At 45.6% G+C, this 13,275-nt stretch carries 15 protein-coding genes; 1 reads left to right on the top strand and 14 read right to left on the bottom strand.

Annotation, left to right across the window (positions count from 1 at the left end):
* The 5 genes from AB1466_00195 to AB1466_00175 all read right to left on the bottom strand — a co-directional run.
* Nucleotides 1–273: lysine--tRNA ligase (locus AB1466_00195; protein MEW6188525.1), on the bottom strand; the 273-nt coding region annotated here is incomplete at its 3' end.
* 285 nt (nt 274–558) lie between these two features.
* A complete protein-coding gene (greA, locus tag AB1466_00190; protein ID MEW6188524.1) occupies nt 559–1,038 on the bottom strand; it encodes a transcription elongation factor GreA in 480 nt (159 codons plus the stop codon).
* A 291-nt stretch (nt 1,039–1,329) separates the two neighbouring features.
* Complete coding sequence (locus AB1466_00185; GenBank protein MEW6188523.1) at nt 1,330–2,415, bottom strand: shikimate dehydrogenase; 1,086 nt, start codon at nt 2,413–2,415, stop codon at nt 1,330–1,332.
* A gap of 118 nt (nt 2,416–2,533) precedes the next feature.
* Nucleotides 2,534–3,439 carry a quinate 5-dehydrogenase gene (locus AB1466_00180; GenBank protein ID MEW6188522.1) on the bottom strand — a complete coding sequence of 302 codons (906 nt, stop codon included), beginning with the start codon at nt 3,437–3,439 and terminating at the stop codon, nt 2,534–2,536.
* A complete protein-coding gene (locus AB1466_00175; protein ID MEW6188521.1) occupies nt 3,378–3,974 on the bottom strand; it encodes a hypothetical protein in 597 nt (198 codons plus the stop codon). Before AB1466_00175 ends, AB1466_00180 begins: the two co-directional genes overlap by 62 nt.
* Before the next feature lie 166 nt (nt 3,975–4,140).
* On the opposite strand from AB1466_00175, the gene hisG reads away from it, so the two are divergent.
* The gene (gene hisG / locus AB1466_00170) at nt 4,141–5,013 is read left to right on the top strand and encodes an ATP phosphoribosyltransferase (protein MEW6188520.1); all 873 of its coding nucleotides are present in this window, start codon (nt 4,141–4,143) and stop codon (nt 5,011–5,013) included.
* On the opposite strand, the gene AB1466_00165 is transcribed toward hisG, so the two are convergent.
* From AB1466_00165 to nadA, 9 genes are all read right to left on the bottom strand, one after another.
* Nucleotides 5,014–5,778, bottom strand: a complete 765-nt coding sequence (locus AB1466_00165; GenBank protein MEW6188519.1) for a type III pantothenate kinase — start codon at nt 5,776–5,778, stop codon at nt 5,014–5,016. It lies immediately after the preceding gene.
* A 49-nt stretch (nt 5,779–5,827) separates the two neighbouring features.
* Nucleotides 5,828–6,250 (bottom strand): type II toxin-antitoxin system VapC family toxin, encoded by a 423-nt coding sequence (locus tag AB1466_00160; protein ID MEW6188518.1) that lies wholly within the window; start codon nt 6,248–6,250, stop codon nt 5,828–5,830.
* The gene (locus tag AB1466_00155) at nt 6,243–6,485 is read right to left on the bottom strand and encodes an AbrB/MazE/SpoVT family DNA-binding domain-containing protein (GenBank protein ID MEW6188517.1); all 243 of its coding nucleotides are present in this window, start codon (nt 6,483–6,485) and stop codon (nt 6,243–6,245) included. The genes AB1466_00160 and AB1466_00155 overlap by 8 nt, the downstream gene beginning before the upstream one ends.
* Nucleotides 6,486–6,579: 94 nt before the next feature.
* The gene (locus AB1466_00150) at nt 6,580–7,116 is read right to left on the bottom strand and encodes a biotin transporter BioY (GenBank protein ID MEW6188516.1); all 537 of its coding nucleotides are present in this window, start codon (nt 7,114–7,116) and stop codon (nt 6,580–6,582) included.
* Nucleotides 7,117–7,304: 188 nt separating this feature from the next.
* A complete protein-coding gene (locus tag AB1466_00145) occupies nt 7,305–8,291 on the bottom strand; it encodes a biotin--[acetyl-CoA-carboxylase] ligase (GenBank protein MEW6188515.1) in 987 nt (328 codons plus the stop codon).
* A 2-nt stretch (nt 8,292–8,293) separates the two neighbouring features.
* Nucleotides 8,294–8,911: a DedA family protein gene (locus AB1466_00140; protein ID MEW6188514.1), complete on the bottom strand. Its 618-nt coding sequence runs from the start codon at nt 8,909–8,911 to the stop codon at nt 8,294–8,296.
* Between the two features lie 124 nt (nt 8,912–9,035).
* Nucleotides 9,036–9,896: a carboxylating nicotinate-nucleotide diphosphorylase gene (gene nadC, locus AB1466_00135; protein MEW6188513.1), complete on the bottom strand. Its 861-nt coding sequence runs from the start codon at nt 9,894–9,896 to the stop codon at nt 9,036–9,038.
* A 482-nt stretch (nt 9,897–10,378) separates the two neighbouring features.
* The gene (gene nadB / locus AB1466_00130) at nt 10,379–11,986 is read right to left on the bottom strand and encodes an L-aspartate oxidase (protein ID MEW6188512.1); all 1,608 of its coding nucleotides are present in this window, start codon (nt 11,984–11,986) and stop codon (nt 10,379–10,381) included.
* A gap of 94 nt (nt 11,987–12,080) precedes the next feature.
* Complete coding sequence (gene nadA, locus AB1466_00125; GenBank protein MEW6188511.1) at nt 12,081–12,983, bottom strand: quinolinate synthase NadA; 903 nt, start codon at nt 12,981–12,983, stop codon at nt 12,081–12,083.
* Between the last annotated feature and the right edge of the window lie 292 nt (nt 12,984–13,275).

The following is a 13,275-nucleotide window of genomic DNA, read 5'->3' as shown; positions in this document are numbered from 1 at the left end:
GGGCATACCCACGTATTCGACATAGGTTTTGGGTAAGAACGGATAAACCTTCCGTAAGGGATCTGATGTATCAGCGATATAAATTAATTTTGATATCGCTCCCCGATCTTGCAATGCTCGATGGATGGCGTAAGCGGTGACTACCTCCCTAATATTACCCAAATGAATTGGTCCTGAGGGGGTAATACCCGTGGCAATGAGATGTTTCTTGCCTCGAATCCTTATCGCCTCATCGGCGATTTGGTCAGCCCAGTGATTCAACTTTTCACTCATTCCTTCCTGGTATAATGATTACACAGATTAAAACACAAATCTTTTAATCTGACAGCTCTTATCAGACATCCTGATCTTTATAGGATGTTTATAGCCTAGACATAATTCACTCTTAATAATTCGATAAGAGTATCCTGGAAGGCGCATCTCTCTTAGAGATCGCTTTATTTATGTCTAGGGCATAGGATGTCTATGCCAACTCGATGATACTATAACCGCAAAGTGTAGGGAATAATGTAAGAGGTTAGATTTCCGCCAAGGATGTGGAATGTTTTTGGGGGAATTTTAATTGGCTTTTCTTATGTTCACGATCTCGTATTTAACGTGACCTTGAGGGACATGAACTTTGACAACTTGACCGGCTTTCTTACCCATAATTGCTCTGCCCACTGGTGATTCATTGGAAATTTTATGGTTATCTGGATCTGCTTCAATCGATCCCACCATCAAATATTCGACTTTCTCATCCGATTCCAAATCCCGTAGGGTTACAACGGAACCCAAGGTGACTCTATCCGTCTTTATGTGCTTATCCTCAATGACCTTAGCGCGCGAGAGAATTTCATTGATTTGCATTATGCGACCTTCGATGAATGCCTGTTCATTTTTGGCATCATCATATTCAGAGTTCTCGTTAAGATCACCGAAGGTGATGGCGTCTCTGATCCTCTTTGCCACTTCCTTTCGTCTCTCGGTCACCAAGAAGCGCAACTCTTCCACCAATTTTCTATAACCACCCGGAGTTAGGATTATCTCTCTCTTCAACAATCCCTTCACCTCTTTTTAACCGATGAGGATTTTCGACAGCACAAAAAAGTTTGAACGATCATCGCTCATCGGAAATCGACTATATTTGATAAAAGTGGCACTCCGTGCCTGCCAGCAGCAGGTCAAGCAGTGCCACAAGTAAAAGCTATTATAGGAAAATATTTCTCAATTGTCAAAACTTATTACACATGTTGTCATAAATCCCGAATATTTTTCTAAAGGGGGGCGTCCACCCCTCTTTAGATGATCACGCATATGGTAAATTCTAAAAATATGGATAACTTATTCTCAATGGAATTTTGCTTTGTGGGACCAAGCGTTTCTTTTCACCTCTTCAATCTGCGCAGGGGTCATGGCCTTGTCAAAACTCCTTAAGCCCGCGAGTTCAAAACCGTGTTTCTTTGCCAGCTCTTGCATCTCCTCTATCTTCTCCACGCTTATATCCTTGCCCAAAGTATAATCCTCGTATCTCCCCTCCAAAGCTAAAATCATGGTTTCCGCCATGCACGCAAGAGCCATTCCCTTGGGCAAACCGAAGTCGAAATTTAAATCGGCATCGCCCGGGACATTGACTATCCCACCTTCGATGACGAGGACATCGTCTCTCGCTTCAGCCACTCTTTGAGAGACATCCCGTGGTCTGGCAACATCACAAATTACGGCACCGGGTTTGATATCCTCTGGAAGAATGACATCACCAACGGCTCCGGTTACCGAAATTATTACATCCGCCTCGCGCACACACGCGGAAATATCCGTGGAGATTATAGCATCCTTTTTTGAAATCCTTTTGACCTCTCCAACGAGGTATTCGAGTCTTTCCATATTGCGCCCGACTAGTCGGAGTTCCCCTACCTCCGGAGCCAGACATTGGGCGCAAGCGCTACCAATTGAACCAGTGGCTCCAACCACAGCCAGACAAGCTTCACTCAAATCGATGTCCATTACTGCAGCAGCCCTTTTGATTCCCTCAATGGCGGTGACAACGGTGTAAGTGTTACCCGTGGTTACTGCGATATCAATTCGATCTGCAATCCTTCGACCGCCATTACCCACCAAGGCGGTGAAAGCACCCAACCCTACGATTCGCGCCCCCCTCTTTCTAGCGATCTTGCATGCTTTCACAATTTTCTCGATCACAAACTCCTCATCCAACTCCAACATCTGATGAGGCAAAAGCGGAACGGCTATAAACCATCCCTTAGCTTCCGCTCCCGTTGAAGATATAATTCCTGTGGCTTCAGAAATTACGAAGGGGCGCCTTCTCTTCAACACACCCGCCACCAATTTGGGTGAAACCTTTCGAGCAATTTTGTACTTCTTTGCTACATCCTCAATGCTCAATGGATGTACTAAGAAGCCAAACTTCCCCATTCCTCACCCCACTAATAATATGCTTTAGTTTGGTAAATTCCCTAAATAACTTTTTATCTGCATAAAATACTGCATCTGCCATCATTTTTCACTTTGAATTTTTCATTTAAAGGAGCGACTAATTAAGCTTCTCCACCCTGGGCTCAAAATCGAGTCTCCGCATAAGGGAGAGATATTCAGTCGATCTTATATGCTCCCAGGGCTTGCCGATGAGAGCCACGAGGATTGCCTCTATCACATTTGTTCCAAAGGATCTGCCTTGAAACTCTGGGGTAGTGGTGATCAGATACTCTACACCCCGACTCCTTAGTTCGTCTACATCCGAAGGAGTCACCGTGTTGGTTAAAACCCATTTTCCTCTCATATCCAAGGGCATGTATTTCCTTATAAAGAGGTAGTCTCCGGCAACGATGTCAGCTTCCTCGTAATATTTGCCATACTTCGCCCTTGATTCTTTTTCCTGTTCGCTTCCCGTGGGATAAAGCATTTTGAAGGGCATCTTGGTCACGATGGGAAGGAGTATCCGCGCCAAAATAAGAAAACTCGTATAGGATCTTATGGGAATGGGGATGTTTAAGCCAAAAATCAAATCTCCAAAGATCATATTGCAGCCCGCGGCGGCCAGGGCTTCGGCCAATCCAAACCTATCCACGGCACTCACCATGAGCACCGTTTTTCCTTTAAAATTTAATCCCCTCTCCGTTTGCAAATACTGAACCACTTCTCTCTCCCACACATTCTTCAATCCACTCCCATCAACCAACGGAGTTCTACTCACCGCTCCCTTCAATTTGGCAGCATCCTTTATTAGATATCTCTTTTCACCAGCATAAAGATAAAGATCGATTCCACCCAATCCAATGGCATCAACCTCTCCGTCCATCTCTCTCAAAAGGTGGATAGCTTTATTGAAATCTCCATCCGTTCCTATCCTGCGGATACTGAATTTTTCTCCCAAAAGCTCAACTTCTACTTCGTGGTCTCTTTTTGAGGATCCAAGACTTATACTTACGACCTCTTTCACGCCACTTACCTCCCTTCCCCTTGACGATTAATTTGGATAGTAGGGATTTTAATTCTTGAGGATTTAAATACCCCCCGCTTGGCTTGCAAAGGGGAATGCTCACAACTTCTTTACCGAGTACCTTCTCTAAAAGGGAAAGCCCTTTATCCAGGGTTAATAAGATCACTAAATCAAACTCCTTAAGTTTGGTCAAAATCTCCAAGACCTGATTGAAAAGTTCTATGGGATTCTCACCCGATAGGGTGAAATGCCCATGATCTTCGTCTGGAAGGAAAATGAAATCCACAGCATATTCCCTGGCTATCTCCTCAATCTGGGTCCTATTCTCTGCGGAGAGACAAACTAGAGCTATCCGCCTTCCTCTTCTTATCTCACCCAAACCCTCGAGATGAGAAACAAAAGAGCGCTCTACACCCAGTACCGAAGCGACTTCTTGTTGAGTAGCACCACGAGAGCGCCTGTGGAGTATCTCGCTCACAAGCTTTAGTAATCTGTCTCGGTTGATTATTTTCTCCCCAATACGAACTAGTTCCATAACCATATTTTTCTGTGCACAATTTTGTGTACATTTTAACATAAAATTGAAAAATTTGAAGCAAATTTGCTTGAGAATGGATTTTAACATTTGAATGTAAATGTGCTATTCTTCTAGCAAAGCTTCGCTTCCTGCTTGTCGGCAGGCACTGTCGAGGAGGTTAAAAATGTTAAAAATAGCCCTTCCCAAGGGAAGTCTAGAGGAACAAACCCTATTGCTTTTCAAGGAAGCGGACCTCGAGGTGAAGAGGGAATTTCGGGGGTATAATCCGGTCATTTATGATCCCAGGATCTCGCAGGTAAAAATCTTAAGACCTCAAGAGATACCAAAGTATGTGGAAGAAGGTTATTTCGACCTTGGGATTACCGGTCTTGATTGCGTTTTGGAGTCCAGAGCGGATGTCGTTGAGGTGGCGGATCTTCCCTACAGTAAAGTAACCACCGAACCGGTCAAGATGGTCTTAGCGGTCTTCCAGGAATCAGAAATAGAATCTCCTGAACAAATCACCCCAGGAAGCAGAATATCAACTGAATTTCCCAACATTACCAAGGATTATTTTGAAAAGCTGGGGATACCGGTGAAGATTTTCTATTCCTATGGAGCGACGGAGGCTAAAGTTCCAGAACTCATGGATGTAATCGTGGACTTAACTGAAACCGGTGAGACTCTGCGGAAAAACAGATTGAAGATCATTGGAACTATCATGGAATCCACGACAAAACTCATAGCGAACAAGGAATCATGGGAAAATTCGGAGAAGAGAAAGGCCATTGAGGAGATTAAGACATTACTGCTCGGAGTGATAGAAGCAAGGGGTCGGGTTCTGCTCTGTATGAACGTGCCCGAAGAAAAATTGGATGCCGTGGTCAGGGCGTTGCCAGCGATGAAAAAACCCACGGTCTCCAAATTATATCACGCCAATTATTACGAGGTAATGACGGTTGTAAATAAAAGCGAGGTCAATACTTTGATTCCCAAGCTCAAGGCGAAGGGAGCTGAAGACATCCTGGAGTTAAATATCTCCAAAATAGTGAAATAGTTAGATATTTTTATCATAAATCTTCTTGAGTCCAATTAAGGTTAGAAGTGGGTTAACTTCATCGATGGTTTCGCACTCGGGAGCCATGAGTTCGGCAAGACCTCCGGTGGCAATCACCCTCGGATTACCCCTCATCTCCTTCTTAATCCTCCTCACCAAGGTGTCCACCAATCCAGCGGAACCAAATATGATGCCCGATTGCAGGCTTGCCCGAGTATTCTTGCCAATGGGAGAAGGAGGTCTTACCAGCTCCACTCCCGAAAGCTTGGCTGCAGCACTGAACAGAGCCTGGGCAGCGACTTCAACTCCTGGGGCAATGGCGCCACCTAGGTACTCACCCTTTTCCGAGATGGCGTCGAAGGTGGTTGCAGTTCCGAAGTCCACCACTATTACCGGACCTCCATAAAGTTCGTAAGCGGCCACTGCATTCGCTATTCTATCCGCTCCAACTTCATGGGGATTGTCATAAAGGATGGGTATCCCTGTTCTCACCCCAGGACTTACCACCAAAGGCTCTATCCCCAAATTCTTGCGGGCCATCTCGATCAAAGAGATCGTACAATGTGGGACAACGGATGAGATAATGATGGCAGTAAGGTCATTTAATGCGAAACCCTTCAAAGCCAGCAAGTCGGAAAGGGTAATGGCGAGTTCATCCGCTGTTTCCTCCTTATTTGTGGAGATGCGCCAGTGACAGCGGAGTTCGTCGCCCTTGAAGACGCCAACGGCTGTTTGGGTATTCCCCACATCTATGGCGAGTAACATTCCCTGCTCTGCCTCCAAAACCTTACTCTTAAAGCTATCCACCTGATCTTCAAAGCCAAACCACTGAGATGATCTCCTCTAAGTGTTTAAATTCAAGATCACCCGTAACCACGGGGGCACCCAACTCCTTCGCCAGACCAGCCACGAAAGCATCCGCATAAGCGATAGGATAATCCGCTTTAATTGAGGCAGCCGATTTAATCCTTTCCCAGTCGGCATCGAGTTTTTTGATGGGGAGTTGATCGACATCGAGAACCATATTTTCAGCTTCTTTTAAGCCCCTTTCTCTCTTCAAGATGTAATAGACCTCGCCTAAATTAACTAAACTCATGTATAGTTTTAGTTCACCATTTGCTGCTCTTTCCAATAACTCCAAGACTTTCTGCCACCCATTTGTTCGCTCAAGATGAGCGAGAAGAGCGAAACTGTCCAGGATATATATTTCCTCTTTGATTTCCTCCTGGTTATTCATGTTCGAGCTCCCTCTTTCGTTCCTCAAGTAAAGCCGTCGTGAGAGAGGTTTTGCCCGCATATTTCCCTGAGGTCATATGGATGGGATCATCCATAACCGGAACCACCCTGAGATGATCCTTCTCTGGCACAATTTGGACTTCCGATCCTGGTTTTATACCATACCGTTTTCTCAGCTCAGCAGGAATAACCACCCAACCCTTTTTAGATATCTTTCCTTTAACTATTAAAGCCATGATTTACTCCTTTGTTATACTTTTTAAAAATAGTATAACAAACTCATAATAAATTCAAATAGTGTGGCAAATTTTTGGGGAGTAAGACAGAATATCAGTCCGCGATATACTCACTGAATCGAGATATTTTTCGAGCTACTAATGCCGCTAATAGAGCTTTTACGAGGTCGATTCCGATAAAGGGAAACACCCCCACGGCTAAAGCTTTCTGGAGCGTCATCCTGGTAACCATCACGAGCTGGATTATTCCCAGCAGATAAATGACGACGACACCGACTAACATGGATACCAAAAACCAAAGATATCCGGAGTTCTGTCTTATCCCAACCAACTTACCAATTATGTAGGCTCCAAGAATGAATCCAAAAAGATAGCCCCCGGTTGGACCAAATAGTACACCCAAACCCGATGAACCTCCGGCGAAGACTGGCAATCCTATGCACCCTAGTAAAATGTAGATGATCTGGCTTAAAGCACCCAGCCATGCGCCAAGGATTGCTCCAGCCAGCAAAGCAAAGAACACCTGAAAAGTAACGGGAACGGGTTGAATGGGAATTCGAATCCAAGCTCCTATAGCCGTCAAAGCCGCGAAGAGAGCAACCAAAATCATGTCTCGAATCCCGATCCTCAATTAAATCACCCCCTAGATAAAAATGTTAACCAATTTAAGAATTTGGTTGACAATTTATCCTAAATAAGATCCCTTGTCAAGCGGATCAAAGGGATTGAGAGGCCATGCCTTGAGTTTAAAGACAAAATTTGTAGCGCGGCGGTTCATCTGCCGCAAAACAAAAAGGTAACTACCCACCTTGACTAATTCTAAGCCTCGCGCAAAATGGTGACATCGCCCGCATAGATGGTCTTGGTTTTTCCCGATGCAAGCTTCAAGATGAGCGCACCGTGTTCATCGACACCAATTGCCTTCCCCTGAATTTCGCCATCCACAGTGGAAATTTTGACTTGAGCATCCAAAGTGGCGCATAGCTCCTTCCACTCATTTAAAATCCCTTTAAATCTCCCCTCTTGTAATCGAATATACTTCCGTTCCAACCGCCCAAGAAGGCACCTGAGCAATTTTAAGCGATCTACGCTCTCCCCCAAAACCCTTCTGACCGATGTGGCATGGGGTTCAAGGTCTGGAGGAAAAATATCCACGTTGGCATTTATGCCGATGCCCACGACCACGAAGTTCAATCGATCGGTCTCCGCCCCCATCTCCGTCAGGATACCAGCCACCTTTTTGCCACGGAGCAGAATATCATTGGGCCATTTAATCTCAACTCTCAGTCCCGTGACCTCGCCAATAGCCTTGGCGACGGCAACCGATGTCATGAGCGTAATCTTTGGGATATCAGCCGGACTCATCGAAGGTCTCAGTATGAGGGAGATCCAAATTCCACCAGGTGGAGAGAACCACCTCCTATCCAACCTTCCCCGTCCTCTCGTTTGTCCTTCGGCAACCACGATGGTTCCCTCAGGAGCACCTCTGATTGCAAGATCCTTGGCTATGTCATTCGTCGATCCCACTTCTTTAAAATGATGGATTTCCTTTCCCAAAATTTTCGTGGACAACTTGTACCTTATCTCCACGGGCAAGAGAAGATTTGGGACGAAACATAACCGATATCCCAAGCGTGGAGAGGCATCAATCTTGTATCCTTGGCTTTTTAGGGTTTGAATTTGCTTCCAGATGGCCGTTCTCGAAAGCGAAAGACGTTTTGAAAGGTATTCCCCGGATACATATTCTCCCTTTTTATCCTTAAGGAAATATAGGACTTCGTCGAGGGACATTTTCATCACTCGCATTTTCATCGCTCACGTTTTCTGCGGCGAAGATAATATGAAAGAAAGAAAAGACCGATTATTACCACGAATAAAATTCGACTCGCCCGCTTAAGAAATCTCAATAGAAGCTCCCAATGCTCACCGAAAGCATATCCCACAGTAGAGATCAAGAGAGTCCACACGATCACGCTGAGCGCTGTGTAAAGAAAAAATCTTAGATAATTCATGCGTGACGCTCCAGCCAAAGGGGCGACAAAAACCCTGATCCCCGTGGCGAAGCGTCCAATGAATATGGTTTTGCCACCGTGATTGTCGAAATACTCCTCCGCCTCCCTGATCCTTTCCCTCGATATGAAAAAATGTTCACCAAATCTCTCGATGAAGGGACGCCCTCCCCTTCTACCAATGAAGTAGCCGATATTATTGCCGAGAAACGCACCAGCGATGGCGGTAAGGATAACATGGGTTAAATTGAAATGACTCTGTGAAGCGAAAAAACTTGCCGCGAGCAAAATGGTCTCGCCGGGCATGAACAAACCGATAACGACCATGTTTTCCAGCAACAGTGCCAAGAAGATTAGATAATAGCCATAGAGCCTGAAGTAATGCAAGAGAATATTCAAAAATTCAAGGGCATCCAATAATTTCCACCCCTATTTAGTCGATAGTTAGGAATCGGGAGTCGGTAGTGAAATGATCTTAAATAATGATCTATAAATTTAATCCGAGTAAGAGACGGACTCGTTCAGAGTCGCTAATCATCGCTCATCGCTGATCGCTCATCGAAAGAATTTCAAGGGAGATGTCGAGGGGAGAAGCCGCTTGAGTGAGAACCCCGACGGAAATCCAATCCACCCCGGTCTTCGCCATCTCCACTACATTTTCAAGAGTCACGCCGCCAGATGCTTCAACAAGAGCTCGTTTGTTTACGAGTTTTACCGCCTCGCGCATGGTATTGATATCCATGTTATCCAGCATGATCACATCGGCTCCAGCTTCTAAAGCCTCTTTCACTTGCTCTAAAGTTTCCGCTTCCACCTCGATTTTTACTTCGTTGGAAAGATGTGAGTGAGCGGTTTTTATCGCTTGGGCGATGCCACCCGCTGCGCGGATGTGGTTATCCTTGATTAAAACTCCATCGTATAAACCGAGACGGTGATTAAAACCACCCCCGACTTGGACCGCATATTTCTCGAGTGCCCTCAAACCGGGCAGGGTTTTGCGGGTGTCCATGATCTTCACCGGATAAGACTTTACCCTTTCAACAAATTTATGGGTTAAAGTGGCTATTCCCGATAGGTGCTGGAGGAAATTTAAGGCGGTGCGCTCCCCAATCAAGATGCTTTGGGTAAAACCTTCAACCGTTGCTAAAACCTGCTCAGGTCGCACCTTTTCTCCATCATCCACCCGTGGGTTGAAAATGATGGAATTGTCCAGGAGTGTGAATACTCTGGCTGCGATTTCCATCCCAGCGATAATTCCAGAATCCTTACAAAGGATGATCGCCTTCGATCTTTGAGGTTCAGGGAATACCGCCTTTGTGGTTATGTCTCCCGCTTCACTGAGGTCTTCCTCCAAAGCAACTTTTATGATCTTATCCATCAATTTAGAGTTTAGGTACACCATTGTACAACCATTTCATATGTCGAAAGTGAGCACATTGTATCTTCAAATCTAAATGTAGTGGTCGAGCTTGCTCGATTTCAAGGATGATTTCTTACGGACTGTAAATTTCCTCAAATTTTAATTTCTCGACCATTGGATTATTCTGAATATATTCTCGGATCTTCTCTAGTGCCTTTTCGCCTCTGATAACGTGCTCATAATAATTCCTCTGCCAAAAAGTTTTTGCTTATACCTTTTCTTTTCAATCCGATCGTGGTTATGGATTTGAAAGCCTGGATAACTCGAGGCAAACTTTGGTTAGCATCATTAAAGATAAAAATAATATGGAAGCTTTTTCTTAAGGTCAGTACATATAGTCACGAAATATGCGCCATTATTTCTATAATTGTAATTTTTTAACTTAAATTCTTCCTGAATCTAACCATATTTTACGAATTTAAATATTTGTTGGCGACATTTTAGCAAAACAAGCTTTGCCACTACTATCTGGGGTGACAGTGGTTGATTTTTAAAACGATGTGCTCCTTCCAATTTGCATCATCTTTTTCCGGAAAATCCTCCCTGAAGTGTACTCCTCGACTCTCCTCGCGCATTAAAGCGGATTTGCAAATAAGCTCAGCGACTATGATCATATTTTGTAGCTCAAATCCCTCCACCGAAGAAAACTCCATATTCAAAATATCCTTAAGAGAATCCATGACCTTGAGGGCTCTCTTCAGGCTGATCCTGGAGCGGGTTACTCCTACATCTTCCATCATGGTCTTCTGAATCAAGTTTCGGCATTCTTCAATCTTCACATCCTTGGGCTTCCGGGGGTATACGTAAGCCATCCTTATCCCAAGTAAATCTTCTTGAGAAATCCCATTTATCTCCTCCTCTAGGATATCCATGATCCTCTTGCTGAAAACGAGCCCTTCTAAAAGGGAATTGCTAGCCAACCTGTTTCCCCCATGAACACCATTGGCGGCTACCTCTCCACTGGCATAGAGACCGGGGAGGTTGGTCCTTCCATAGATGTCGGTTTTAACACCACCGATCATGAAATGAGCGGCTGGAGAAACGGGGATGAGATCTGTGGACAAATCATATCCGCTCTCCTGGCATCTCTTCCAGATGGTGGGAAATCTCTCCTTAAGTTTCAAAGGGAAGATGTGAGTGGCATCTAAATAGACGTGATCGGTTTTGCAATCGTGCATCACCTTGACCATCCCCCGAACGACGATATTCCGCGGAGCGAGCTCAGCTTTGGGATGGACTTGGGCCATAAACCGGTTTCCCTTGCAATCTCTCAGGTAAGCTCCCTCTCCCCTCAGAGCCTCCGTGATTAAAAAGCGAGGATTTTGTTCCTCATCCAAGGCGGTGGGATGGAATTGGACGAACTCCATGTCCATTATCTCCGCGCCCGCCCGATAGGCCATGGCCACGCCATCACCGGTCGAGATCGGTGGATTTGTAGTGACGCTATAAATCTGCCCGGCTCCACCCGTAGCCAGAATGACCGCCTTGGCAAGACAGATTGAAATTCTTCCAAGGGAGGGTTCAAAAATGATGGCACCGATGCATCTTCCATCAAAGTCCAAAAGATCAACCACGAAAACATGCTCTTTAATTTGCAAACCCGAACATAGCTTCGCCACCCTCACCAAAGTGCTTTCAATGGCACTTCCCGTGGCATCTCCGGCATGCAAAATTCGGGGCAGCGAATGTCCCCCTTCCCTCGTGAGCCTCATCTCCCCCCCAAGGCGGTCGAATTCGGCTCCCAAATGGATGAGATCGGTTATCCGCCCGGGTCCCTCAGTTACCAGAATCTTCACCACTCGAGGATCGCAGAGGCCATCTCCAGCCAAGATGGTATCCTCGAAGTGGAGTTGGGGCGAATCGTGCTTACCCACAGCTGTTGCCACTCCGCCCTGCGCGTACCAGGTGGTTGACTCCTTGACCTCACTCTTGGTTAAGAGAAGCGTCTTGTATTTCCCACAGGCTCGAAGAGCGGCGGTAAGCCCCGCGATTCCACTCCCAATAACCAGAAGATCATAAATGGATTTTTCCAACTTGTCGGAATCGAAATTTACAAGATATCTTGGTATCATCGATAAACCCCCTTTATTGCCAAATGTCGTATGTCGAACGATGTGGGATTTATCATTCGACGTTGGACATTGGACCTTCGACTATCGACTGCTTTTAGCCTATTTCGACCATCTTGTTCACTGCTCTTTCAGCTCGAACTCGAATCTCCTCGGGCACGGTAATCCTAGTTTCAAGCGATTCCAAGCTATGCAAAACCTTTTCTAAAGTTGTGAGTTTCATATCGGGACAGATGGCTCCCTCAGGAACATAGAATTTTTTCTTCGGATTCTCCTTGGATAACCGATAAACCATGCCCGCCTCAGTGCCAACGATTATCTCTTTTGCCTCAACATTTCTCGCGTATCTGATCATTCCCGATGTGCCGTAAATGCCGTCCGCGAAGGCTAAAACTTCGGAGCGACACTCCGGATGAGCCATGAATTTCGCCTCCGGATGCCCTCCCTTTAGCTCAAGTATCTGCTCCGCGGCGATACTATCGTGGATGGGACAACAGCCATCCCAGAGGATAATCTCCTTCCCGCTCTTCGAAGCCACATATTTTCCAAGGTTCTTATCGGGAACGAAGATGATCTGCGACTCTCTAAGGGATTCGACAACCTGCACGGCGTTGGCCGAGGTACAACAAACATCGCTCTCCGCTTTAACCGCCGCTGAGGAATTGACGTAGCAGACCACTGCGGCTTTAGGATGCTCCCTTCTCTTGTTCCTCAATGTCTCTGGAGTTATGGTATCGGCGAGAGGACAGCCCGCATTTGCATCCGGTAGTAACACCGTCTTGTCTGGACTGAGGATATAAGCGGTCTCAGCCATGAAGTGAACGCCACAAAAGACGATCACATCGGCTTCCGTCTGTGCAGCTTGGCGGGAAAGACCGAGAGAATCCCCCACAAAATCGGCGATATCTTGAATCTCTCCCACCTGGTAATTGTGGGCGAGAATGACCGCGTTTCTTTTCCTCTTCAATTCGAATATCCTCTCAATCAATTCTCTCTTCATTAAATTTCCCCCTGAATATAACTCACTGTACAAACAGGTCTTTAGACTGTTATCCAACTAAGTTATCCAACTAACAGACCTAAAGGCCATGCCTGCCGGCAGGTCTGTTTCTACTTTTAAAGATATCTCTCGGAAATTTTGAAGATCCTTTCAAAAAGGAGAGTGAATTAGGAAAATAATATCACCAGTTATTCTAAATTTCCAATCCTTACCGCATTAAAAGGGGTGGATAAAGAATCGAGGCATCTGCTCACGGGTAGTCCCGATGGAAATTTGGCATCCGGTGCGATCT

Source organism: Actinomycetota bacterium (assembly GCA_040755895.1).
In the GTDB taxonomy this organism is placed as follows: Bacteria; Actinomycetota; Aquicultoria; order Subteraquimicrobiales; family Subteraquimicrobiaceae; genus Subteraquimicrobium.
Note: the sequence above shows the minus strand (reverse complement) of the source record. Positions and strands in the feature narration are given on the sequence as shown.